General features: G+C 68.6%; 11 protein-coding genes and 2 pseudogenes. 8 read left to right on the top strand and 5 right to left on the bottom strand.

Features of this window, described 5'->3' with window-relative positions; all coding sequences use genetic code 11:
- Positions 1-83: 83 nt before the first annotated feature.
- Positions 84-446: pseudogene (locus tag BTE28158_RS11570) on the top strand (helix-turn-helix domain-containing protein); the annotation flags it as partial.
- A gap of 69 nt (positions 447-515) precedes the next feature.
- Here BTE28158_RS11570 and BTE28158_RS11565 read toward each other — a convergent pair.
- Complete coding sequence (locus BTE28158_RS11565; RefSeq protein WP_174919876.1) at positions 516-12,818, bottom strand: LWXIA domain-containing protein; 12,303 nt, start codon at positions 12,816-12,818, stop codon at positions 516-518.
- Between the two features lie 570 nt (positions 12,819-13,388).
- On the opposite strand from BTE28158_RS11565, the gene BTE28158_RS11560 reads away from it, so the two are divergent.
- The 3 genes from BTE28158_RS11560 (at position 13,389) to BTE28158_RS11550 (ending at position 15,873) form a co-directional block, all read left to right on the top strand.
- A complete protein-coding gene (locus BTE28158_RS11560; protein WP_151052057.1) occupies positions 13,389-14,645 on the top strand; it encodes a porin in 1,257 nt (418 codons plus the stop codon).
- Between the two features lie 333 nt (positions 14,646-14,978).
- Positions 14,979-15,470, top strand: coding sequence for a peptidoglycan-associated lipoprotein Pal (gene pal / locus BTE28158_RS11555; RefSeq protein WP_059600465.1), 492 nt, complete (start codon positions 14,979-14,981; stop codon positions 15,468-15,470).
- A gap of 244 nt (positions 15,471-15,714) precedes the next feature.
- Positions 15,715-15,873, top strand: coding sequence for a hypothetical protein (locus BTE28158_RS11550; protein WP_170296484.1), 159 nt, complete (start codon positions 15,715-15,717; stop codon positions 15,871-15,873).
- Between the two features lie 92 nt (positions 15,874-15,965).
- Here BTE28158_RS11550 and BTE28158_RS11545 read toward each other — a convergent pair whose 3' ends face one another.
- The 3 genes from BTE28158_RS11545 to BTE28158_RS11535 are packed head-to-tail and all read right to left on the bottom strand — an operon-like array spanning position 15,966 to position 20,787.
- Entirely contained in the window at positions 15,966-17,228 is a 1,263-nt protein-coding gene (locus BTE28158_RS11545; RefSeq protein ID WP_174919874.1) for a cytochrome c, read from the bottom strand.
- Positions 17,225-17,914: a (2Fe-2S)-binding protein gene (locus BTE28158_RS11540; protein ID WP_174919872.1), complete on the bottom strand. Its 690-nt coding sequence runs from the start codon at positions 17,912-17,914 to the stop codon at positions 17,225-17,227. The genes BTE28158_RS11545 and BTE28158_RS11540 overlap by 4 nt, the downstream gene beginning before the upstream one ends.
- On the bottom strand, positions 17,911-20,787 hold the full coding sequence (locus BTE28158_RS11535) for a xanthine dehydrogenase family protein molybdopterin-binding subunit (RefSeq protein ID WP_151050329.1): 2,877 nt from the start codon (positions 20,785-20,787) through the stop codon (positions 17,911-17,913). Before BTE28158_RS11535 ends, BTE28158_RS11540 begins: the two co-directional genes overlap by 4 nt.
- Positions 20,788-21,291: 504 nt before the next feature.
- Between BTE28158_RS11535 and BTE28158_RS11530 the strand changes: the two genes are divergently transcribed.
- From BTE28158_RS11530 to BTE28158_RS11515, 4 genes and pseudogenes are all read left to right on the top strand, one after another.
- The gene (locus BTE28158_RS11530; RefSeq protein ID WP_151050325.1) at positions 21,292-22,842 is read left to right on the top strand and encodes a sensor domain-containing diguanylate cyclase; all 1,551 of its coding nucleotides are present in this window, start codon (positions 21,292-21,294) and stop codon (positions 22,840-22,842) included.
- Between the two features lie 290 nt (positions 22,843-23,132).
- Positions 23,133-23,408 carry a hypothetical protein gene (locus BTE28158_RS11525; protein WP_059600470.1) on the top strand — a complete coding sequence of 92 codons (276 nt, stop codon included), beginning with the start codon at positions 23,133-23,135 and terminating at the stop codon, positions 23,406-23,408.
- A 242-nt stretch (positions 23,409-23,650) separates the two neighbouring features.
- The gene (locus tag BTE28158_RS11520; protein ID WP_124622713.1) at positions 23,651-24,685 is read left to right on the top strand and encodes a succinylglutamate desuccinylase/aspartoacylase family protein; all 1,035 of its coding nucleotides are present in this window, start codon (positions 23,651-23,653) and stop codon (positions 24,683-24,685) included.
- A 189-nt stretch (positions 24,686-24,874) separates the two neighbouring features.
- Positions 24,875-25,003: pseudogene (locus BTE28158_RS11515) on the top strand (ABC transporter substrate-binding protein); the annotation flags it as partial.
- 170 nt (positions 25,004-25,173) lie between these two features.
- Here the strand turns inward: BTE28158_RS11515 and BTE28158_RS11510 are convergent.
- Positions 25,174-26,139: an ABC transporter substrate-binding protein gene (locus BTE28158_RS11510; RefSeq protein WP_151050323.1), complete on the bottom strand. Its 966-nt coding sequence runs from the start codon at positions 26,137-26,139 to the stop codon at positions 25,174-25,176.
- Positions 26,140-26,223 lie beyond the last annotated feature (84 nt).

Raw genomic sequence — 26,223 nt, 5'->3', positions numbered from 1 at the left:
CGCATGCTGCCTTCGTGCCTTGGGATCGGGTTCGCTACATCGTGACGGATCGGCGGGGGTATTTCAACGGCCTGCTAACGGTCCGGCAGATCGAACGGCTGGTGATTCGGTACCGGGAATCTGGCGCGGCTGGACTAACGTCGCGCAAGCGTGGTCGTCCGGGGAACCGGCGATTGGACGAGGAACTGGCTCGGCGAGCGCTGACGATCATTCGCGAGCGCTACGCGGATTTTGGCCCGACGCTGGCCTGCGAGAAGTTGTCCGAGTGCCATGGCATCCAGTTGGCCAGGGAAACGGTACGGCGGCTTATGACGGATGCCGGTTTGTGGGTGCCACGCCGGCAGCGTCCACCCAAGGTCTACCAGCCGCGAGCGCGCCGGGCGTGCCTCGGTGAACTGATCCAGATCAACGCCAGCGACCATCGGTGGTTCGACCAACGGGCGCCGGGCCGCAGCTACTCGTCGAAACAAGCGTGAACATTTGCCACTTACACGCCGACTTTCGACGTTTGCCCCTCACCCGACGATCACCTGCTGCCCCGGATTGATCTCCCCCGGATTGCTCGCCAGGTTCGGGTTGAGCTGCAGGATCTCGTTCAACGCGACGTTGATCCGTTGACCGTCCGACATCCGTTGCTGTTCGTCGGCCGGTACGCGAGCGGCTGCAAGCAATGACCCTTCGTGACTTTCCGCAATGGTCCACAACGAATTGCCGGCGACCACCTGCACCGTCAGCGGAGTTGGCGTCGGGCGCGGCGAACCCGTCGAAGGCTGCGCCGGCGAGGATGGCGTCCCCGACGGCGGCGCATTCGGCGTCGATGACGCAGACGCACTCGGCTGAGCCGCCGGCGCCGTCGTCGCCCCGGGCGTCGGTGCGAGCGAGGCACCGGGCGTCGGCGACGGACCGGCACCGGGATGCTTGTCCTTGTCGTCCGATCCCGTCATCGCCGAGATCACGCCGTACCCCTGCATGATCCCGAAGATCGCCACCGGGAACAGCGCGATGCCTGTCGGCAAGCGCGCGAGCCACGGCGTGGCATTCGGGAATTGCGTATGCAGACGGCCGGCGCCCAGCAGCGCGCCGGACATCGCACCGAGCATGCCGGTCATCCCGTCGCCGAACGTGTGGGCGGCCATTGCGCCGTGGATGCCGCTTGCCAGACCAACGGCCGATGTCACGTAGTCGCCGGTCGCGCTCGCGATCCGCGCCAGCTGACTGCGATTCTCCGCATTCACGCCGCGCGAACCACCCTTATAGACGATCCCGGTAGAGACGGCGCTGATGATCCCGCCCAAAGCCTGCCCGCCGGCCAGCCCGTCGCCATGGAGGAACTTGGCCCCGTTGATCGTGATCGAGCCACCGTACCCTCCCAGTGCGAACAGCCGCCCTAACCGACCAACCGCGTGCCGCGGGCTGCCATGGTGCAGCAGTTTCAGTGACGTCCCGCCGACCACGCCCTGCATCTGCGCGAGCATGTCGGCCGCGATCGCCTGCGTGTGCGTCGCGGTTTCGTCGAACGACAGCGTCCCGTCCTCGTTCAGCGCGCGCAACTGCGCGGCGGCGGCCTTGCCTTCGTGTGCAATCTGTTCGAGCTGCGTACCTCGCGCGTCGGCGTCGAACCCGTTCGCCTTGAGTTGCTTCTGCAGGCCGCGCACGAGGCGGTCGACGACGCGATCGAACACGCGCGGATCGCCGTTCTTCAGGCTGGCGACCGCGCCGTGATGCAGCGCCTGGAACACGCGGCCGACGCGCAGCCCGGCGTACAGCGAATTCGTCGCGGTACCCACGAACTCCTTGCCCGTCGCGACGAGCGCGCCCGCGCCGGTCCCGCCGGCCAGCGTGGCGGCGGTCATTTCGCCGGCAATCCGCCGTCGCGACGGCGGACGTCGGTTCGTGCCGATCGGCTCGTCGTGCACGCGCAGTGCGTGCAGCTCCGCCTGCGCGCGCTTCGCGTCGGGAATCTCGACCTTGGCGAGCTGTGCGGTCTCCCGCCGGCTGGTACCGATCGGCTTGGTGCCATCGTTGATCAGCGCGGGATCGCGCACGACCGCGCGCCAGTGGTCGGCCGGGTCCCCGGCGGATGGCTGCGCTCGGGTGGTCACGCGGTCCGGCACGCTGGCGCCGTATTGCTCCAGCCAGCGTGCGGCGAACCTGCGCGCGCCCTTCTCCGTCTTGTTGCCGGGCTCGTTGCCGTCACCCTTCCAGTGTTCCGTTGCATGCTCGATCGTTGCCTTGCGCGCCTGGTTCAGCCACACGGTCGTGTTGCCTTCGTAGAGCTTCTGGCGCAGCGCGGCCACTTCGGCGGGCGTCATCCCTTGCGCGGCACCGATCCGCTCGACCTCCGCGAACAGCAACTGATGCTGGTTCGCCAGCGTCTGGCGGTCGACGCGCTCGAACACGCGTGTGAGCGCATCGGCACCGTGCAGGCGATCGATGATTTCCGGTCGCGCGCGGTTCTCGACGATCAGTTTCGCGAGTGCGCCGGTCAGGTCCTGGTTGCCGATGAAGTCGGCGCCGTGCGTGCCGAGCGACAGGCCGACGTGGACCCATTCGAGCCCCTCGCGCTCGAGCACGGCGCGCAACAGCTTCTCGTGCCCTGCGCCCGGCACCGATTCGGGCACCGCGTCCCAGCCGTGAAACGTGACCATCACGTTGGGCGCCGTCGTATCGGGATGTTCGTTCGACCACTTCTCGAGCGCCGTCATGACGCGCACGTAATCGTGGTATGCGTCGTTGGTGCCTGACTGGTACCGGTAGTCGGTGCCGGACACGAGCGCGCGCGATGGCGCCGTTTCGAGCCGGATCGCGAAGCCGGTGTGCGCCGCCTCGTCGAGCCAGCGATTCAGATGTGCAAGATGATCGAGCGCGAGTGCCGTCCCGTCCGTGCCCGGCGCCGGATGAATCATCCCGTTCTCGCCGTCGAACACGGCGTTCTTCTGGTCGCCGAGCGCCTTCACCGCGCGCAGGAAATCCGGATCGTGCGCCTTGCCGAGCACGGCCGCGAGGAGATGAGGATCGACCACGAGCGTGACGACCGGCGTCACACCGCCGTACTGCTCGACGATCTTGCGCATCAGCGCCGGATCGTCGCTCAGCGACAGCGAACGTGCCATCGGCACCATGCGGTCCTGCAATGCTTCGCTCGAGCGCGTGAAGAAATACCGGATCCGCTGGTCGGCGACGGTCGCCGCGCCCAAGCGCCGGGTGCGCGCGCGCAGCTTGCCGGGCACCGGCAGGAAGCGCGACGCCGACGTCGACACGTCGCGCCCGACGTACAGCTTGTTGAGCAGCGTGCGCCACATGCCCGGGTCGACCATCACGGCCTGCGGCTCGCCCTTCAGCACGAGATTCACTTTGCCGGCACGCTGCGCCTGCTTGTTGTAGGCCTCGATCTGGTCGTGCGTCGGGAAATACTGCTCGGTTTTCGCCGCACCATTGCGCAGGCTGAACGCGACGACGGTCGACGACGAGAGCCCGGGCTGGTACGGCTCGATCGACAGCGGCGCGGGTGCGGTGCCGCTGCGCCGCAAGCGCTGCAAGTCGTTGAGCACCTCGTTGTAACCGTGCCGCGTCCGGGCCGCGAGCGCCCTGAACGGCGCCGAATGCTGACCACGCGCTTCCGCGTCGGACAGCTGCTCGCGCAGCGCCTTCGCGCGCGCTTCGAGCGCCGCGATGCGCGTCGGCCGCGCACTCCGCAGGAACGCGCGCGGCGGCAACTGGGTGAGCAGGAAATGCACGTCCGAGCCGAACCGGTCGTTGCCGATCGGCATTTCGTCGAGCGGTACGCCCTGGTGATGCGGGTTGTTGGCGTGCCGGACGGCGTCGAACCACCGCATCTCGCCGTTGCGCGCGGCGATCACGCCGACCGGATCGCCGAGCGCCTCGGCCACGGCGCCGTCCGTCCTGAACACGTAGATCACGTGCTGGTTGCCGTCAACCGCACCGTTGCGGATCGCAGTCAGCAGGTGCGGCACGCTGTTGCCGCTGAAATCGACCACATTGAGCGCGGATGTGTGCGACGGCAGCAAATGCGGATCGACCGGCGGCCGCGTTGCCGTGTTGCCTTCACCGCCCTGCTCCGCGCGCTCGAGCGGCCGGCGAAGCGGCACCTTCGACTGGAAAAGATCGCCGAGCGAACGGTGCGGCGGTTTCTCTGCCGGGGTGGTTTCCTTCGCCGGCCGGAAGCCGCCGATTCGATCGACGGTTTCCGGCTTGACGTCGCTCACGACGAACCGGATGCCGCGCCGCGGCGAGCGCAGGACCGGAATGCCGCCCCTGCGCCGTCGCCGGAACACGGTGCGCAGATCCTGCTCGGGAACCTCGGTGTCGCCGAGCGGCGCTTTTTCGTAGTACTTCCATTCGTGGTTCGTGTTGCGCTCCGCGTAGCCGAGTACCTTGCCCGTCTCGTCTTCGACCACGTGAATCCAGCGCCGCTCACCCTCGACGGCACGCACGGCCTGACGCGGCCGCTTGAAACCCGGTGCGTCGTGCAGTTTCGCCACGTCTGCGGCGAGCGCGGCGTCGACCGGATGACCCGACGCCGTCACGGACCACGACGACTTGCCGTCCCGCGTCTCGATCTTCGACGCGCCGCCGAACTGCATCAGCTCGTCGTGCGCCACCGGCGACACGAAGAAATCGAACTGACGGCGTGCCGTGCGCCCGCTGCTGCCGGTCTTCCCGAGCGCCTTGCGCAGCGCGCCCGGCACGCGCTTGCCGTCCAGCATCCGCACGGGGCCGAGCGCGCCGTGCTCGTCGGTCTCGAGCACCGCGACGAACGCCGGCGCCGCGTGTTCGGCGTCGGCGGCCGGCGCGTCGGTATGCGCGGTGATCAGCACGTGCGCGTTCGGGCCGAGCTGGCGGCCCAACCCGTCGAGCGTCGGCGCGCGCTGGCCATCGACGCGCGTGAGCGTGCGTCGGCCGAGGCTGTCGAGCCATGTCGCGGCAACCGCCTGTGGATCGCTCGCTTCGGCCACCGCGGCGCCCTGCGGCACGCCCGGCTGGTTCGCATGACCGGATACGGCGGCAGGCGCCGCCGCGCCGGACGATTCGCCGGCCGTGCCGGCAAGGCGGCCGGCCGCCGGCCCCGCCGGGCCGATCGTCGGCCAGGTCGGGCGCCCGTCGGTCGCCCCGACCGCCCGCATGCCGCCCGCATGCACGGCCGCATAGCCTTCCGGCAAGCCCGAGCGATCGATGCCGACGAGCCGGTACGACACCTCGCCGGTCGCCGCGTCGCGGGTGCGCACGACGTACATGTCGACACCGGCCGGCTTGACCAGTTCGCCGCCATCGGGCGTCGTGATGCGCAGCGCGCGAGCCGGATCGTGGCCGAGCGCCGACAGCAGCACGACGTCGGTCGGTGCCTGGCCCTCGACCGCGGCGAGGTTCGCTGACGCGCTGGCCGCGACACGTTCCTGCGGTGTCAGGTCGTCCCGTGCGAACGCGGTGCCGTCCGGCAACGCATCGGTGCGCACGTATGCGTGGTTCCGTGGGCCGGTATGCGCCGTATCGATTGCCTGCCCGAGATCGCCGTGCGCGACGGTCCGCACGCCTTCCGGCAATGCGAGCCGGGCATCGGTCACCGAAGGGGCAGGCGTGTGCGCGGCAGCGGTAGCCGGTGCATCGGGCACCGTGCCGCTGAACCGGAACCAGCCGTCCTCGGGATCGAGCGCACCGAAATCGGTGCCGCTGCCGAGCTCGATGCTGCCGTCGCGCGTCACGAATTCCACGCGCAGGTTGGTCAGCCCGGCCGCGTCGAACGCCTGCATCACCCCGTCGATCACGCGGGTCGGTTCAGGGCCGTCGAGGAAGCCGCTCGGCCAGCGCTGGCTCACCGTGCCGCCGGGTTGCGTCACGCGCGCCGCGTCGCCGATCACGCCGGGCCGTTCGGCCAGCGCGGTGCGGAACGGATGATCGAGCGTGACCGATTCGAACGTGTCGTCCGGAATCGCGGTGAAATCGTAGTCGGGATCGGCAAACGTCGGATCGGCCACGCGCGGCACCGTCGGGCGCGGCGGCGGATCGGCGAGCGGGCGCGACGCGGTACGGGCGGTCGTCGCGGCCGGTTCCGCGTCGCGTCCTGCGGGGAGCGCCGGCCGGCCCGCGCGTGCCGGATCGCCGCGGAAGCTTTGCATCGGCAGACGATCCTTGTCGACCTGGCCGGTCAGCCGCGTGCCGCGTACGGTGGTCGAACCGTCGGGCTCGACGAGCAGGATGTCCGGCGGCGCCCAGACCGATGTCGGCCGTCCGGTCAGCTCCGACAGGCGCTGCGCGAGTGCCGCCGCGAAGGTCGTGCTGGCCGCCCGTACTTGCCCGGGCGCGATGCGCAGCGGATCGTGCTTGTTCGATCCGCCGAAGCACGAATACAGCGTGACGTCCTGCCCCGGTTCGAGATGCGGCGCCACGCGCTCGGCCACCTCGTCGGGCGTGAGCGGACGGCCTTCCGGGCCCAGCATCGCGTCGGCCGATATCCCGTGGCCGAACACGACGTGATGACCGGGCGGCGACATCAGCCCGCGCGCGCCGATCGGATGGAGTGGATCGTCGGGCGGCATCAGCAGTGTATCGGCCGGACGCAGGAACTCGGGATGTTGCGTCGCGTCGATGCCGGTCACGTCGTCGAACCCGGGCTGCAGCACCGACTGACCATGAACCGTCGTCGTGACGACGCCATCGTTGGCGATCCGGCGGTCCGTATAGACGCGGCTGGTCTTCGGATAGATTTTCTGCGTTTTCCCTGACAGGCCGTCGTCGGCCTCGGCTTCGGCGACCTGCTCGACGCGTGCGGCCCATTCGTCCGCCTTGTAGATCTGCCCCGGCCCGACTTCGACGACCGGAGTCGGCTCGTAGACTGGCGGTTCGCCCGGTTCCGCGTCGGGGGCGAGCCGCGGATGCGCGGGCCCGCCCGGCGTCACGTCCTGGCGTCCGCCATCGCCTTGCGTACCGCCCGCGCCGCGGCGGCCGCTGTCCGAGTCCGGATCGATCTGCGCGTCGATCGCGCGCACCGGCTCGACCGGTGCATGGTCATGCACGGCCGTGCGCGCCGCCGGTTCGCCGCGCTGTGCGAACACCATCGGCGGATCGCTCGCATCGGGCGCCTCGGGCAGATGCAGATAGAGCCGCGTCGCGACGTCGGGATCGTTTGCCGGCAGGACGATCTTGTCGTCGATCGGATGCAGTTCCAGCGCACCGGTGCCGCGCACCGAGTTGGACGTGATCGACGCGATCACGGGCACCTGCAGTTCGTACGCGAGTTCCTGCGCGAACGAGTAACCGCCGGCACCGAGATAGCAGCCCGTCAGCAGCACGCCGTTGCCTTCCGTATAGGCCGGATCGTCGAGCAGCTTGCGCGCGAATTGCCGCGGCGAAATCGTCTTGCCGCCTTCCGTGACGGCGGCCGCGCTGTCCAGGGTCACGTCGCGCGGCGCCGTGCCGTGCGACTCGGCGATGTCGAACCCCGACACCTTAAGGAACTGCCGAGCGGTCGCGTGCCCGAGCAGGTTTACGACGTTCGAACCCGGCACGGGCCGCAGTTCCAGAGGATTGATCCGGACCGGCTGCGCGCCGCCCGGCGAGAACTTCCCGTTCACGTCGGGCTCGATCTCGAAGCGCGCAAGCCGTCGGCCCGGATTGGGGAGCGCCCGCCGCCATCCGGCCGCGTCGTCGTCGCCCAGCCGGCCGAATACCGGCGCCTGGATCAGATCCGCGAATTCCTGCAGCAACTCGGGATTGGCGCCGCTGCGCGGCCCCTCGAGCGCGATCGGCGTGCCAGGCGTATAGCCTTTCCACGCCAGTTCTTCCAGCGCATGCGTCATCTCGAGCGCGCTGGCCGACCGGCCGCTGCGCGGATTGATGATCGAGCCGCGTTTCGTCAACAGGCGCCACACGTACACGCCGATCGGCACGCGCGCGTCGCCCGTCGTGGCGCTGCCGCCCCAATGATTCGACACCGGGCGCGGCGCGACGCCGCTCCAGTCGACCGGATGCGCGCCCTGGTCGATGACCGCCAGCGCCGGCGAGAACCGGTACGTGCGCGGTTCGCCGCTGACCGAATGGTCCGGCACGCCGGCCTGATCGGGCGCACCGGGTTCGATCAGGATGCCGCCCGCATAACCGGAGTCGGGGCTGCCGTCGGCCCGATAGCGCGGCGAACGCCATGCGACGAATCCGCTTGCGCCGTACACGTCCACGCCCAGCACGTTCGCGAGCAATTGCGCGAGCGGACTCACGCGCGTGCCGGCGCCGCACGCATAAAGAATGACCGGCGACTTGCCGTCCCAGCCGCTCTGGCGAATCAGCTCGGCCATGTCTTCGGCGCTCATCGCCTTGCCGGTCGCGCTCGCGAATGCATCGGCCCACGCATGCGCGTACACGGCGAAATAGCCGGGCGGCACCGGCATCAACGGCCGCTCGCCCGCCGGCAGCCGGTTCTCGGGCTGACTCGGGTTGTCCGAATAGATCGCGAGGTCGGCCTCGCGGCGCGGGTACGCGGCCCACTGCGTTTCGCTCATGCCGAATGGCGCGTTGATCACGTCGACGCGCCGGCCGCCCTCGTTGCGAATCAACGGCTTCTGCGAATCGAAGCCGCGCGGGTACACCACACGCAGCGTGCGGTCGTACGCATCGTTCATCGACAGCATGAACGCATCGCCGGCGTCGGTCAGGCCGACGTGGCCGACCACCGCTTCGGGCGGCACCGAGCCGTCCGCGGAGAGCGCCCCTTGATCGACCAGCGCGATCCGGTAGCGGCCGCCGGCCACGCCGTCGGCGCCGACCATCAGCGCGTCGTGATACGTCGTGTAGCGCGTCACGCCGATCGTGCCGTCTTCGTCGGGCGCAACCGCCGCACGCGCCTTCGCATCGTCGGCCGCGTTCGCGCGCCGCTGGTCCGCCCGCGCCGCGCTCATGTCGTCGACGATGTTGCCCTTTTGGGTCGCGGGCAGCCCGTCTTCCTCGGGGTTGCGCACGTTGCCTTCGGGATCCTGCAGCGCGTACACGTAGTACTCGACGTCCTCGAGCCGGTTGCCGCTCTCGATGATTCCTCCGACCACCTCGCTCAGCATCGCCGGATCGGCCGCGACATGCGCGGGGATCTCCCAGGACGCTGGATGCGCACCGTTTGTCGGCATGCCGGCCCGGGCCGTCGATGCACCGTCGCCAGCCAGCGCGTCGGCGACGGCCGGCGTCGCTTCGCCGTCGGGCGCGAGCCGCGGCACGATCGCGGCGTCGTCCGGCGTGCCCTGCATGCGGTGCGCGCGCAACCACGCGGCGACGCGCGCCCGCAGCCCCTTGTCGGCCGGCGCGACCGTGCCGCCGTCGTCGGCCGGTTCGCCGAAGCTGTTCGCCTGCTCCTCCGCGTGCTGCCACGGGTTGCCGATCTCGCCGACCGCGAGACGCTGGTTCGCCAGTCCGTTGCCGTACAACGTGTCGACGACGTTGATCGCGACCGGCCGCGACACCGTCGACGGTGCGGGCGTCTTCGTGATGGCTCGAATCGGCCGCTCCATCAGCGTGTGCGAACCGAGCCCCATCTGCGCGATGCCGATGCCGAGGTTGAGCAATTGCTGCGCGCGATCGGAATCGGACATCGCGTCCCAGTTCTTGACCAGCGACACGCCCTGGTCGCCCATCTGGTAGCCGCCGATCAGGCCGCCCGTGACATTGAATACGCCGGCCGTGCGTCCTGTCGTCTGCGCGAGCGACTGGAACGCGTCGGCTTCCTGCGTGAAACGGCCGACACTGGCCACGTCGGCCGCGGCGCCGTCGCCGCGCGATGCGGCCGTCAGCAGGTCGGAGACCCGCCCCGTCGTGCGCAGCAGCGACGATGCCTCCGCGAGCGACTTCGCCGCCACGCCGAGCCCGGCGCCGGCGAAGCCCGCGCCACTGCCGATCAGGCTGATCCAGTCGCCGCGCGCCTGTACGTTGCCGAAGCCGATCGACTGGCCGTGATCGCTCAGGTTCTTCAGGTCGCCGATCGCGGCCGGCACGCCGACGGCCATGCCCGCGCCGACGGCCGTCCACGCGGCACCGAGCATCAGGCCGCCGACCGGCGCCCCGATGCCGCTCGCAACCAGCACGACACCGCCGGCCGCGGCAAGAATGCCGGCACCCATTTCGAGGATGTGTTCGGCGTGCTGGTACCACTCGGTCTTGTGCGCGTCGATCGTTTCGTATTGCGAGAAACCGCCGGACGCCGGACCGTTCGTCAGGCTTTTCGGCACGTACAGCTTGCCGTCATCGGACAGCGCATTGTTGTGCTGGTAGTCGTCGACGGTGTCGTACTTCCAGCCGCGATCGTCGATCAGCTTGTACTGGTCCGGATGTCCCTCCACCTGCACCTTGAAGAGCGCGCTCGGCGCGGTGCCGGTCCCCTTCGATACGTAGTAGATCGGCACCAGCGACACGACCGCGTGGTCGCCGCCGACCTTGCGGATCTGATCGACGACGTTCTGGATCATCTGCGTCGCGGCGGAATTCCTCGCGTACAGCGACTGGCTGTTGACCGCCCTACCGTTCTGCAACTGCCCGTTGCTGACGATCAACTGTTCGAGCAGCGCCATCGACGGCACGTCGTTCCGGTCGGTCGGCGTCGCGCCCGGGTCGTCCGGCTGGATCCCGAGCCCGGCGCCGACGAAGTTCGTCATCTGATCGGAGCCGGTGGTGAACGTATAGGACTTGTCGTCGAAGTGCTTCTGGAAGTCGTCGAAATACGCCTTCAGCTGCTTGTCCGGATCGGCCTGGAACAGCTTGTAGCTGGCGCTGGCGGCGTCCTTGTTCTGCTTGTCCTGGGCACTCTTGGTGCCCTGGTCGTAACGCAGCTGGAAGTCGTTCGCGAAGCCCGAGCGGAACCGGTCGTCGTTCTGCATTTTTGACAGCAGCGCCTTCGACAACGACGGGTCGACGCCCGACGACAGCGCCTGCCGCACACCGTCGAACCCGTAGCCGGCGTCGCTGCCGCGCAACGTATAGATCATCGTCTTCGCGTTGCCGTTGGCGTCGAGCAGCCAGCTCGCGACGTCGTCTTCGCGATGCACGGGCACGCCGCTCGCGGTCGGCTGCTGATCGGCGAGCCCGACCGCCGTGCTGAGGCCCTTGTAGAACTCGATGCCGTCGCCGTAAGGCTGCGGCGTGCCCGTGTTCGACTGCGTCCACTTGTTGCCGAAATCCTTCTCGACGGTATCGAGCACGACGCCCGCGAATTCGGGCGGGGCATTGGCGAGGATGTCCTGCATCCACTTGCCGGCCTTGTCGGCATTCATCCGGCCGTCGTAACGCGCCTGCATGCTGGCCTGGTCCGTCGCTTGCGAATCGGGCTTCTGCATCAGCGGATCGATCTGCGAATGGATGAAGTTCGCGTTGAAATGCGGCTGGCCCGCCTGCGTCCACAGCGTCTGGCGTTCGTCCAGCGAGAACGACGCATTCATGTTGGTGTTCAGCACCTGAAGCGCCGCGCCCGGATTGCTGCCCGGATTCTCCATCAGTTGCGCGACCTGCTGCTGCGTGTACTGCAGCCGCACGTCGGGCGCGGCGGCGAGCAGCAGCTTGATCTTCTGGTACCCGGGCTGGTTCTGGTCGGCGTGCGCCATTGCATACGCGAACACGCCGCCCGCCTGGTTGATCTGCGCGTTCAGGGCTTGCGCTTCCGATTCGCTCTTGCCGTCCGTGCTGACCGGAACACCCGTCAGCTTGACGAACGCCTCGGCGAGCGGATTCTGCTGGGCAAGCGTCTTCTCCTGCGGCGACAGTTTCGGGTCGTTCGGATCGACGGTCACACCGGTGTCCTGCAACAGCGCGAACGTGACCGGGTCGGACTGCGCGAGCTGTTTCATCTGCGGCGACAGCGACGGATCGTCGGGATTGATCGTCGCGATCGTGCGCTTGAGCTGGCTTTCCTCGCCCAGCGCGTCGACGAGCCCGGTGTACCACATGCCGTCGTGATTCTGCTTCACCGACGCGACGACCTGTTTCTGCTCGTCGGCCGTCACGTAGGTCAGCGCGGTGTCGTCGCCGCCCGTCACGACCTTGTCGTACTGGCTCTGCGCCTGCGACAGCTCCTGCGTGATGTCGGCCTCGTCGGCGCGGCGCAATCCGCCGGGCTCCTTCTGCCACGCCGCATAGTCGGCCTTCGCGTCGTTCAGACGCAGCGTCGCGGCCGACGTGCTGTATTCGTGGCGCAACGCGGTGGTGAGTGCCGTGTATGCGTCGTCGGCGTTCGTGTCGGCCGTGGTGGCCGCCTGGCGCAGTTGCGCGCCGGTGTCGGGATCGGCGCGCCGGATGCCGCCCGGCAACGCGTTGTACTGCTGCACGTCGGCGTTCGCGGCCTGATCCTTCTGCATCGCCATCGCGAACTGGAACGCCTTCACGTTGGTCGCCCGCTCAGGCGCCGATTCGGCCGACACCGCCTTTTGCGCATCGTCGAGCACCGAGCCGAACACCGGATCGTTCGGCGACGCATTGCGCAGATCCGATGCCACGCCCGCGATCGCCTTGTTCGTGTCGCCGCCGCCGTCCGCCGCGACGCGCATCTGGTTCTCGACGGCTGCCTGCACCGAGCCCCATGCGGTTTCGGCCTTCTTCACCTGGTTGTCGAGATCGGCCTGCGACGCGCCCTGGTCGTGCAGACGCTTGAGCGTCGCCATTTCGGCCTGCGCGAGCTGCAGCAGGCGCTGCGTCTCGGCCTGCGCGGCCGCGAGGGCCTGCTGTTCCGGCGTCTGGGCCGGCGGGGTGCTGCCCGCCCCGTTCTTCGGTGCCGGATCGTCGTCATTCTGCGGCTGCGGCACGTTCACCGGCCCGCCCCCGCCCACAGCCATCAACACCATGTCCATTCTCCCGCGGCATGCGTGACGTGCCGGCACAGCGGCAGACGGGCCACGCGCAATGGTCCATTGTGCAGAACGGGCACGCGTGAAAAAGTCGCGCATTACGTAGTCGCCGGCCAGGTTGCGGCAGCGCGGGCAGACTCATGCTACGAACGGAATGAACCCGACGCGGCAATTCGACCGTTGCCGCTTCGGGCGGCAAATTTTTCCGGGTTCCGCGCACGAGACCAGAAATACATGCCGCCGCCAACGAGCAACACACGACCCAGCGCGTTGGATCACCACCCGGACGACATTCGCCGCAGGCTCGTGAAAGTACCGACGCTCACGCTGAGCCGCCCCGGCCCTGCCGAATCCTTCCGCACACGCGATGGTTCCATTGCGCGCCGATTCGACGGAAACACCCTGCATCGAAACGCCACGATTCCACGCGATTTCGCAGAGGACCTTTCCTGTGCAGCGGCTTAATCGACGGTCGCGCGATCTCCAATAATGGCCGCTCGATCAGTCGGCCGGCGCGCCGACGCGACCCACCGGCGATCGGGCCGGAGACCAACGATAAAAAATCCTATGCATTCCTATAAAACCATCCAGCCCGCCAACGCGCGCGTTGCCACGCCGCATGCCGTCCGCCGCGGCCGTCGTACCGGGGCGCTCCCGGGAACAGTGCTCGCCGCCTGCGCGGCCGGCCTGATTCCGTGCGTCGCGCACGCGCAGAGCAGCGTGACGCTGTACGGCCTGATCGATACGTCGATCACCTACGCGACCAACCAGCGTACGCAAGGTGCCGGTTCGCCCGGCAGCGGCAGCGTCGGGCTGACGAGCGGCGCGTTGAACGCGTCGCGCTGGGGGCTGCGCGGCCGCGAGGATCTCGGCGGCGGGATGGCGGCGGTCTTCACGCTCGAGAACGGCTTCGCGGGCACGAACGGCAAGCTGTCGCAGAAAGGCGTCGACATGTTCGGCCGTCAGGCGTGGCTCGGCGTGAGCTCGCGCACGGCCGGCACGCTCACGTTCGGCCGCCAGTACGACCTGATCCTCGATTTCGTGACGCCGCTCGGCGCGTCGGGCCCCGGCTGGGGCGGCAACCTCGCGGTGCATCCGTATGACAACGACGACTCGAACCGCAACCTGCGCATCAACCACGCGGTGAAGTACACGAGCCCGACGTATCGCGGGCTGACGTTCGGCGCGTTGTACGGATTCTCGAACACGGCAGGCGCGTTCTCGAACAACGCCGTGTGGAGCGCGGGGCTCGGGTATGCGAACGGACCGCTGAAGCTCGGCGCCGGTTACCTGAAGATCAGCCGCGACCGCAATGCGCCGAATCCGGACGGCGCACTGAGCACGGTCGACGGCTCGGCGACGATCACGGGCGGCAACCAGCAGATCTGGGCCGTGGCCGGCCGCTATGCGTTCGGCCCGCATTCGGTCGGCGCTGCATGGTCTCACTCGGCCACCGACGGCGTGAGCGGCGTGCTCCAGGGCAGCGGCATCACCCCGCTGAAGGGCGAATCGCTCGTCTTCGACAACTTCACGGTCGATGGCCGATACTTCGTCACGCAGGCGTTCAGCGTAGCCGCCGCGTACACGTATACGATGGGCCGTTTCGACACGCGCACGGGCCAGACGCGCCCGAAATGGAACCACGTGGTCACGCAGGCCGACTACGCGTTCTCGAAGCGCACGGACGCGTATCTCGAAGCCGTCTATCAAAGCGTGAGCGGCGGCAACGGCAATCCCGCGTTCAACGCGACCGTCTGGACGATGACGCCGTCAGCCAATAGCAACCAGCTGGTGGTCGCGCTCGGGTTGCGGCACAAGTTCTGACGCCCCGGCGACACGAGTCGCGCCCGCACCGGCATGGCGCATCATGCATCGCCGCGCATGCTGCGGTTTCCGCGCAAGCAAGAATGCGTCCTGCGTCGTTCCCGTGTGAAAAATGCCGAGAAACTGGTCACGCTGTGACATTTTTCCTAATCTAGTTGCAGCGGCGCCGTGCTTCGGCGTTCCGGTCGAGACAATCTTTCATATGGCGCATCGCCGGCTTACGAAAGCGCATCGCGCACGGAAGCCGGCACTTTCGTGCCGTCTCGCCGGATGCGTGACGCGACAGTTCGCGCGCACCACGCTTTCCTCGCAGTCAACCGCAGGAGACGCACGATGAGCAAAACGAACCGATTTGCGGTCATGGCAGCCTTCGCGCTGCTGGCGGGTTGTCACCACGCGGCGAAAACGCCCGAGAACGCCGGGATGGCGCCGGCCCCATCGAGCGAAGCGGTCGCGACGGTGGCGGCGGACGATCTCAACAATCCGAACAGCCCGCTCGCGAAGCGCAGCGTCTACTTCGATTTCGACCAGTACTCCGTGAAGCCGGAATACCAGACGCTGCTGCAGGCGCACGCCGACTACCTGCGCAGCCACCCGTCGCGCCGCGTGCTGATCCAGGGCAACACCGACGAACGCGGGACGTCCGAATACAACCTCGCGCTCGGCCAACGCCGATCGCAAGCCGTGATGAGCGCACTGGAAACGCTGGGCGTGCAGGCGTCGCAACTCGAAGCGGTCAGCCTCGGCAAGGAAAAGCCGGTCGCGCTCGGCCACGACGAGGATTCGTGGGCGCAGAACCGCCGCGCCGATCTCGTCTATCGTTGACCGGATGCCGCCGCGACGGCGGCATTCCGGCTGCTCACTTCTCCGTTGCCCGGATGCAGCGAATCTGCGGGGGCGCGCCGCGCCCCGGCTGCATGCGCGAGCGCCTGCCCCGCTCCATGTCGCCATGTGCCGATACGCAAAAAGCATGGAATAAACCGCCCGCCGGAAACGTTTCGTCATCGCGCGGTCGCCGGTTCACGCGAACCATCCTGCCGCGCGGCCTTCTCGGCGAAAGGAGAGTGAAATGAATTCGGCAAGATTGGCCGCGGCGCTGCTCGCGGCACTGATGCTGGTGCTGTCGGCCGGATGTACGTCGTCGGGTGGCGGCGTATCGCCAGGCCCCGGGATGAGCCGGTATGGCGGCGCGGGCGGCAGCGGAGGTGGCGGAGGGGGCGGCTACTGAAGCGCCGCCGGAAAGGCTCGAGCGGGGCGTTACGCAGGAGCGCGGCCGGAAGCCGGCCGCCTCGCGCGCGACGCCCCGCCGCGCCGCACGACTTACCGACGCATGGCCTTCACGTCGGCCGGCATGACGCTCGCGGGCTGGCCGCCCCACGTCGCGCGCAGGTAGTTCGCGAGCTGCGCGAGTTCGTCGTCGCTCAGCGTGTGCGCGAAACCCGGCATCGGTTGCAGGTTCTCGAAGCCGGCGAACTTCTGCTCGTCGATGCCGTCGAGCATCGCGACCAGCAGGTTGCGCGCATCGCCCTGACGCAGCGTGGAATTGCCGTTCATCGGCACCGCCACGTGCGGCTTGCCTTCGCCGTCGAAACCGTGACAGCCCGCGCACACCGCGAGATACACCGAGCGGCCGGCCGCGAGCTGCGCGGCATCGGCCGACACCGGCTTCACCGCCTGCGGCGCCGGCGGCGTATCGCCGAGCAGGTACACGGACAGCGCGCGCAGATCGTCCTTCGTCATGTATTGCGTGCTCAGGTGCACGACCGGATACATTTCGCCGAACGCCGAGCCTTGCGGCGCGATGCCGACGCCGAAGAACGTCTGCAGGTCGGTGCCCGTCCAGCCGCGCGCGGCGAGGCCGGCCGGCGTGATGTCCGGCGCGGCCACGCGGCCGAGCGCGGCGCCGGAGAACGGCTTCGCGCCGTCGAGCTGCCCCGTGAACGCACGCGGCGTGTGGCATTCCGCGCAGTGGCCGAGCGCGCCCGCCAGATAGCGGCCGCGCTGCCAGTCGGCGGACTGGCCGGTCGATGCATCGGGCAGGCTGTCCTTCAGAAACACCATGTCCCAGAACACCATGCCGACGCGCAGGTTGTACGGGAACTTGAGTTCGTGCGGGCGGTTTTCCTGAGCGACCGGCTTCACCGTCTTCAGGTACGCGTACATCGCGTCGGTATCGGCGCGCGTGAGCTGCCGGTACGACGTATACGGCATCGACGGATACAGGCGCTTGGCCGGCGCCTTGCCGTCATGCAGCGCGGCGTAGAAGTCGTCCGCGCTCCAGCCGCCGATCCCGTGGTCCTTGTCGGGCGTGATGTTCGAGCCGTAGAACGTGCCGAACGGCGATTCGAGCGGCGCACCGCCCGCGAACGGCGCGCCGTCCTTCGCGGTGTGGCACGCCGCGCAGTCCGCGGCCTTCACGAGATAGCGGCCGCGCGCGACCTGGTCGGCACCGGGCGCGCCGGAAGCCGCGCTCGAAGCCGGCGCGTCATGGCCGCCGCAGGCGGCGAGCAGCAGCGCGCAGGCGGCCGCGAGTGCCGGCAGGCCCGCGGCCCGCGCGGCACGATGGGCGAATGTGCGTTTCATGCGGCGTCCTTCACGAGTCCCGGCGTCGTCAGGATCACGTCCTTCACGGCTTCGTAATAGCGGACGTAACCGGTGCAGCGGCAGATGTGCGCGTTCAGCGCGTCGGTGATCGTGCGCTCGACGTCGGCCTTCGCGACCGGCTCGCGCTTCAGGCGTTCGATCAGCACCGTCGCCGCGTTGACGAAGCCCGGCGTGCAGTAGCCGCACTGGAAGCTGAAGTGCTCGAGGAACTTCTGCTGGATCGGCGACAGCTCGACCACTTCGCCGGCTTGGTTGCGCTTCGCGTGACCTTCGATCGTGCGGATCGAACGGCCGTGGAAGAAATGCGCGCCGGTGATGCATGTGCGCATTTCCTCGCTCGTGCCGTCCGGCTTGTCGACGATCACGACGCACGCGTGACAGATGCCCTGCCCGCAACCGAGCCGCGAACCGGTGAGGCCCGCATACTCGTGCAGGAACTCGATCATCATCAGCCCTTCGGGCACCTGCATCGGGCCGACGGACTTGCCGTTGATGTTCACCGACAGCGGTTTCTGCTGAAAGCGGACGAGCGGACGCTCGACGGTGGCCGGTGCGGCAGCCGGTGCCGCGGGTGCCGGAGCGGCCGAAGCCGCGTTCGGCGCGGACGCGCCGGTCGCGGACGCGCTGGCGCTCGCGGCCGACGCGGCGGTTTGGGCGGTCGTCATGCGAGCACCTCCTGAATCTTTTGCGGGGTCACCGGCAAGTCGGTGAAACGATGGCCGATCGCGTGCGCGATGCCGTTCACGATCGCGCCGACGACGGGAATCATCACCACTTCGGCGACACCCTTCGGCGGATCGGTCTCGGACAGCGGCGGCAGGATGTCGCCCGTCTGCGACCACACGGCGACGTCGGTCGCGCGCGGCAGCTGGTAGCGGTTGAAGTTCCACGTGCCGTTGCCGGGGCCGTCTTCGTAAAGCGGCAGGTACTCGTGCAGCGCATGGCCGATGCCCATCGCGAGGCCGCCCTGCAACTGGCCCGACACGAGCTGCGGCGAGATCTGGTTGCCGCACTCCATGATCGAGTGATGCGTGAGCAGCTCGACCTTGCCGGTCGCTTCGTGCACGGCCAGCTCGACGAGCGTGCCGACCGCCGTGTAGTACGTGACGGCCGCGTTGTTGCGGCTCGTCGGCGGGATGAACACGCGCTTGCGGTCCAGCACGCGATAGCCGTTCGCCGTCGGCGCCAGCGTACCGTGCATCGCGGTCGCGCCGACCGGCGCGGCGGTGCCCGGCATCGGGCCGTCGTCGCCGGTCTTCGGCGCGCCGATCCGCAGCGACAGCCCGTCGATCGGCAGACGATCGACCGCGCCGCCCACGTCGAACTCGGCGTCGGTCCATTGCCAGCGGTTGAACACGTGTACGACGGCGCCGGTCGCCAGGCCGAGCGCATGCGCCTGCTTCGCGAGCTGCTCGAACGTCAGCGGCTCGAGGCCGTCGGCGGTCAGCTTGCCTTCGACCCAGCGCGCGTCCTCGATGCGGATCGTGTACGGCGCGGCCTGGCCGCCGCCGAGGCCGCGCGTCCAGATCGACATCGCGGCCGGCCACAGCCCGTAGCGGAACACCGCGCGCGCGGCTTCGCGCGTGCTGTGCGTGAAGTAGTACGCGGAGTTCGTCGCGCTCGACGGCGACGCATAGCCCGGCGACCAGCGCGGATTCGCGCTCAGCCGGTCCTGGTCGGCTTGCGACATCAGGTACGGATCGCCGCTCGTCTCGACCGGCAGATCGGGCCATTCGGTCACTGCGACGCGCACCTCGGTCGCCGGGCGGCCGAGCCACTTCGCGACCGCGACGGCCTGCGACGTCGACATCCCGGTGCCGATCTCGGCAGCCGTGTGATGCAGCGACACCTTGCCGTTCTCGTCGAATTCGACCTTCGCGAACGATGCCTCGGCACCCGTGCCGAAATCCTTCTGCACGCACGCGAAGCCGACGCCGTAGCGCTTGCCCGGGTTCGCCGCCTCGAATTCGGCCTTGCGCGCCGCACGGCGCGTCCACAACGGATGCTGCCTTGCACGTTCCAGCACTTCGTCGACGCGCAGCGCGCCGGCGGGAATCGCGCCCTGCGTGTTCTTCATCCCCGAACGCAGCGCGTTGCGCAGGCGGAACTCGATCGGATCGAGGTTCAGTTGCGCGGCGATCTCGTCGACCGCCATCTCGGTCGCGGCCATGCTCTGCAGCGTGCCGTAGCCGCGCGCGGAGCCTGCGTCGATCGCGCGCGACGCGATCGCGACTGCCGCGAGGTCGCTCTTCGGGAAGTAGTAGATCGATTGCGCGGCCGTCGCGCCGACCATCGCCACCGACGGCGAGAAGTTCGAGCGCCCGCCGCCGTTCGCCTCGAAGTCGCCCTTGAACGACTGCATGAGACCCGTGTTGCGATCGACCGCGATCCGGTAATGCATCTTGAACGCGTGACGCTTCAGCGATGTCTGGAACTGCTCGTAGCGGTCGTTCGCGAACCGCACCGGGCGGCCGTCCGCGTACAGCGCGCAGACGAGGCCGTAGAACGGCACGTTGCAGTGATCCTTCGAGCCGTAGCCGACCGTGTAGCACGGATGCACGAACAGCTTCTTCACCGGGAAGCGGCATTTCGCGACCATCGCGGCCGCGTTCTCCGCCACTTCGAGCGGCGACTGCGTCGGCACGACGAGGTGCAGCGCCTGCGTCGCGGCGTCGTACCAGCAGTTCGCGTTGTCGGGTTCGAGCGCGGCGGTGTCGACCGACTGCGTGCTGTACGCGCGGTCGAACACGAGCCAGTCGGCCGGCGGATGGTCGAACTCGCTGGCGATCTGCCCGGCCAGGAACATGCCCTGCTCGTCGAGCTTGCCGTGCTCCTTGCCGTCCGGCCAGACCGGCAGGTGCTTGCGCATCATGCTCGGGAAGATCGGCGCGTCCTTCAGGCTCGAATAGACGTCGGCGTCATAGGCCGTCTTGCCGCCTACCCGAACGAAGCGGAACGTGCCCCACGGATCGCGCTCGAGCGGGCCCGTGACCGCGCCGTAGCGGATCACGTCGTCGCGGAACTTGAGCGCGTTCTTCGCGAAGCGGAAGCGCGCGAAGTCGTGATAGATGAGGATCGCGACCGCATGGCCGAGATACGCGGGCGTCTTGCCGGCGGGCAACAGCATGTCGTCGCCGTAGAACGCCGGGAACGCGACGCCGTCGCGCGCGAGATCGTCGGCCGTGACCACGCGGTCCGGCTTCAGTTCGTCGCCGAGCAGCGACAGGTCGAAGCCTTCGTAGGTGCGGTCGGCCTGCGTGACGCGGAGGATCAGCGCGTGCGACTGCTGCTGCGGCCAGTGCGGCATGTCGGCGGCACGCACGTCACGGGCGAACACTTTCGAGCCCGTGACTTTCGCGATGCCGTCGATGCGGAATTGGGGTATGCCGGTGACGCTATCCCATTTGACGGGCGTGAGGAGTTTTTCTTCGAAGAGCGCCGCGAACGCGCGGCTGCCGATGGGCGCGACATACACCGCGACGCCCGCCAGCACGCTGGCTTTCAGAAAACCCCGCCGTGACAGGCCGTGGTTTTTCATGTGGGGGGAACCTCCTGATGCGGCTCGGACGGCGATAGGGTGTCGCGGCGTTCGGAGCGGCGCGCATTCTGGCATTGTTTTAGATATATCGCCTATAGTATTTCCCGCATGAAATACTTATTGAATTTCTTATAACGGGATTCACACGGGCTGCGGCGCCCGGTCGCGGGCGGCACACGAGCCCGACCGGGCGGTGTCGCGGCGGGCGTATCGATCGCCGCCGGACGATCGCGCGCCAGGGGCCTGCCATGTGCGGCGCGCGCCGAAACCGGTCCGCGGGCGACTGTCCGACATCGTCCCGTGGGCAACGACGCCTGCCCCCGCGTCGGCGAATGCGCACGGCGCACGCCGGCGTGGTCAGAGACGACTCGCCGACGCCCCCGCACGTCACGCGCGGCCGGCGTTTCATGGTAATGTCGTGCGCATCCGGCTCGCCGGTCGCCCCGCCACGTGCCGTGCGGGGCGCTCGGCAATGCGCCGCATCGTGTCGAGGTCAAAATAGCCATGGCAGTCAAGGCAAGCCTCCTGAACGCCGTTCTCGCCACTCCCCCCTGCGGCAATCACCGCGTGACGGCCGGGCTACGCCCGTCGATGCTCGTCACGCTGTTCGAAGACGTACGCCCGATGGCGCTGTCCGGCCTCGCCAGCGCGTTCGTCGCGGCGATCGCGCTGATCCGGCTGCAACAACTCTGGTGTTCGGTGTGGCTCATCGTCGACGTCGGCCTGCTCGCCGCGCGGCTCGCGATCGCACGCGCGTATGCAGTGCACCGTGCCGCCGGCGACGATCGCGCCGAATACTGGGCGCTGCGCTATGCGCCCGTGTCGCTTGCCGCGTGCTTCGTGCTCGGCCTCGGCGTGATGGGCTGCGTGGCGGCGCCCGACGCCGAGCTCGGCACGCTGTCGGTGATGGTCGCGGGCGGCGTGTTCGGCGGGATCGCGTCGCGCAATTCGGCGCTGCCGCGGCTCGCGATGACCCAGGTCACGCTCGGCGTCCTGCCGATCGGCCTCGGCGCGTTGCTGGTCGACCGGCCCGGCGCATGGCTGCTGCTGCCGCCGCTCGCGATCTATCTCGCGGCCATGCGCACGGTCGTCCAGCGTCATTACCGCGTGCTGGTCGCGCTGATCGCCGCGCGCCAGCGCAACGCCGAGCTCGTCGCGCGCTTCGACGCCGCCCTCACCTACATGCCGCACGGCCTGTGCATGATCGACGGCGAGAGCCGCGTGATCGTCGCGAACCGTCGTACCGCGCAATTGTTCGGCTCGCCACGCGAGATCATGCTCGATACGCCGCTACCCGACGTCGTCGCGGCGCTCGGCGCGAACGCGGTGACCGATTCCGACGGTGCAGGTCTCGCCGTGCAATGCGACGTCTGGCTGAACCATGACGAACCGGTGCCGCTCGACATCACGCTCGCCGACGGCCGACAGCTGGAACTGACACGCCATCGCGTGCCGGACGGCAACGCGGTGGTCATCGTCGAGGACGTCACCACGCGCCGCCGCAGCGAGCAGCACATCCGGCACCTCGCGCGACACGACGCGCTGACGGGATTGCCGAACCGCCACGAACTGCATGCGCAACTCAAGCGGATGCTCGCGCATCGGCCGCGCCTGCCGGGCGCCACGCTCGCCGTCATGTATCTCGACCTCGACGGCTTCAAGGCAATCAACGACCGGTTCGGCCACCAGGCCGGCGATGAAGTGCTCACGCAGGTCGCCGAGCGGCTCGGCAAGACCCTGCCGCCCGGCGAGCTGGCGGCGCGGATCGGCGGCGACGAGTTCGTCGTCGCGCTCGACGCCACCACGATGCAGGCCTGTTCGCTGCTCGCCGCGCGGATCATCCGGCAGATCTCGGCGCCGTACGCGCTGTCGATCGGCGAGACCGTCAGCTTCGGGATCAGCATCGGCATCGCGCTCGACGACGGGCACGGCTCCGCCGACGAACTGATCCGGCAGGCCGACAGCGCGCTGTACGAAGCGAAGTCGGCCGGCAAGGGAATCTACCGCTTCTATTCGGCAGGAAGCAGGCGCGTGGCGCCCGCGACCACGAGCTGAGCGCGCGCGTTCGTTCACGCCGACGGCCTGCGCGCTTTACTGCGCGTCCCTCCTGCGTGTCCCTTTTCGCTTCCCCGCGATTGATTCCCGAAACGCTTCGCGTGGCTGGGCGCATACGCGCACGTGTTCCGCCGCGCTCGCCCGTGTCACGTGACGTGTTCCGTAACATCGGCCCGCACCGCGCGTCACGTTCGCCGCAGAAGCCCGCACGATCGGTGCGGCAAGCGGAATTTCGCGGCTGGCACCCTTATTGCTCTTTGACTGGAAACAGGATGTCAGGGAGCCCACACATGAATACCGTCGAAGTCCTCAGCCGTGCGGAAGCGAGCGATCAACTTGACGTGATCGACGGCGCCTCGCTGATCCGGCGACTCGTTTCCGATCACCGCGCGCCCGCCGCGCGTGAAGCCGCGTGTGTCGACAATCCGCCGCTGACGCTGTACGGCGCATTTCGCCAGGGCGTCACCGATCACGCGGCGCGACGCGCAAATCCCTATCGCGCCGGCAGCCGTTTCTGGGCGCTGTGGGAAGAAGGCCGTATCGAAGCTGAAACATCCGGTCGCTGAAGCGATCGCGCGCGCCGGCCCCGTTGCGACAAGGGGCCCGACGCGCAACACGGCGTGCGCGGGCGGCCGCGCGCCGGCATGCGTATCACCGCTGCAACATCGCGTGCGGCTGCTCGGATGGCGCATGTCGCAGGTTCGCGCGCGAGCCGCTTGACCGCGTCCGGCATCGCCCGCATCGCGCACGCCGCGCGGCGGTCGTTTCCCGATAAGATGGCAGATTACGTTCATCGAACGATGCCGCCATGACCGCTTCCTCCTCCCACCGAAATCCCATCCACTGCGAAATCGATCTCGATGCACAAGGCAAGCATGCGGGCTACCTGCGCCTGCCGCATTCCGTGCATCGCTCCGCATACGGCTGGCTGCCGATCCCGATCGCGTCGATCCGCAATGGCGACGGCCCGGTCGCGCTCGTGATGGCCGGCAACCACGGCGACGAATACGAAGGCCAGATCATCGTGTCGCAGCTGATGCGCGAGATCGATCCGGAGATGGTCAGCGGGCAACTGATCCTGCTGCCGATGGCGAATTTCCCCGCGGCCGATGCAGGCTTGCGCGTGTCGCCGCTCGACGAAGGCAACCTGAATCGCAGCTTCCCCGGCGACCCGACCGGCACGCCGACGCAGATGATCGCGCATTACATCGAGCATGCGCTGCTGTCGCGCGCGCAGTATCTGGTCGACCTGCATTCGGGCGGCAGCTCGCTGCTGTACCAGGGCGGCAACATGCTCGCGATCGACCCGCTCGACGACGACGAGGCGGCGAAGCTCAACGGGCTGCTGGTCGCGTTCGGGCTGCCGAACGCGCTGCTGCACGCGCCGAACCCGGTGCACTCGGCATCGGCCGCGCGCCGGCAGGGCGCGATCTCGATCGTGACCGAGCTCGGCGGCGCGGGGATGGCCGATCCGTCGCTGATCCGGCTCGGCCGCCACGGGCTGCTGCACTACCTCGGCCATATCGGCCTGCTGCACGGCGCACTCGTGCCCGACGCGCCGCCGACCGTCACGCGCTTCCTGCGCGTCGACGGCGATCGCCACTTCGTCTACGCGTACGAGCGCGGGCTGTATGAACCGCTCGTCGAACTCGGCGACCAGGTGAAGGCCGGCCAGCCGGCCGCGTGGGTGCACTTCCCCGACACGCCGCTGCGTGAACCCGTGCTGCATCGCTTCAAGGGCGACGGCGAAGTGGTGTGCAAGCGCGTGCCCGCACAGGTGCGGCGCGGCGATTGCCTGTTTCAGCTGGCGGAGGCTTCGACGCCGCCGCGCGTCATCGGGTAATACGCCTGATCGACTACGGTTTCTCAGCCCACCCCACTCCCCCTGCAAGCCTTCTGACACACCCTGCGAAATCCTTAATTTCGAAGTGATTCCGCTGCTGATGGTCGCGACCGTCTGGTACCTGATCATCCTGACCGTGCTGTCCGCGATCCAGGTCGAGGTCGAGCGCCACCATGCGGGAGGCGCAATCCGCTGACGCTCGCGACGAACGCGCTCATCGGCAACGGCCGCTACGGGCAGGCGCTTGCGCGCTGGGGTAAGCAGAGCGAGGCGGTCGCGCGCGCGGAGACGAATCCGCCGGGGTTGCCGTCGTTCTGACTCGATGCGCTGACCCATGAAATGAAATCGTCCCGGCATTCCACGATTGAAATGCCCGGGTGAAACGAAAAGACAACCTTCGCCGCCTACGCCGTCACCGCCGCGTGATACCGGTCGAGTTCCGCGACATGCGCGTGAATCGCCGGAAACGGGCGGACGTGGCGGCACGGTCACTGCGCGGCGGCCGTCTTTTGCGCGGGCGCCGCGAATGCGCCCGCATACGACCAGTCGAGCAGCTTCGCCGTGTCGTAGGCGGCCGGAATCACGCCGGCCTTGTGCAGGAAGTCGGCCGTGTTCTGCGCATCCTTCGCGGCCGTGTCGTCGACGGGGCCCACGCGCTGGTGCGCGTTGTCGAGCCAGCGGTACGCGACGTCCGGCTCGAGCGTCGCGCGCTTCGCCCACAGGTCGGCATACTCGCGCGGATGACTGTCGACCCACTGGCGTGCGGCCACCACGCGCTTCAGGAAATCGGTGATCTCCGCGCGCCTGGCCGTAGCCGCCTGCTCGTTCGCCGCGACGAAGCTCAGCGCGGGCATCAGGCCCTGCGCGGTCGTCACCGGCCGCGCGCCTTGCCGCAGCGCGAGCGTGCTGACGAACGGCTCCCACAGCGACACGGCGTCGACCGAGCCGTTCGCGAGCGCGTTGGTCGCATCGATCGGCATCAGGTAAGCGTACTTGACGGAATCCGCGCGCAGGCCAGCGTGTTCGAGCGCGCGCAGCACGAGCTGCTGGCTCCATGCGCCACGCCAGACGGCCACGGTCTTGCCCTGCAGGTCGGCGACGGTGCGCACCGGCGAGTTCTTCGGCACGAGGATCGCGACGCCGTCGAGGCTCTGCCGCGACACCGCGATCACTTTCACCGGCGCGCCGCGCGCGGCCAGCGTGAGCAGCGCGGAATCGCCGAGGAAGCCGATGTCGATCGCATTGCCGTTCAGGCTTTCGGCAACGGGCGCGGCGGCCTGGAAGTGCTTCCACTCGATCGTGTAAGGCAGGTCCTTCAGCACGCCGGACGCCTCCATCGACGCCTGGATGTTGAAGTAATTCTGTTCACCGACGCGCAGCGTGACGGTGTCTTTGGCGATGCCCGGCTGCGCGGCGAGCGCGAGCAGCAGCGCCGTGACGATTCGGCTCAACAACGTGATCTCCCCGGTGGTTGGCGGACGGCCGCGCGACGGCGTCGCCCTTGGGTCCGCTTGCCGCGACGGCCGGCGCACGGATGG

The organism is Burkholderia diffusa, assembly GCF_902499115.1.
GTDB classification, from domain to species: Bacteria; Pseudomonadota; Gammaproteobacteria; order Burkholderiales; family Burkholderiaceae; genus Burkholderia; species Burkholderia diffusa.
The sequence above is the reverse complement of the archived record's forward strand: the minus strand, read 5'-3'. Positions and strand labels throughout refer to the sequence as shown.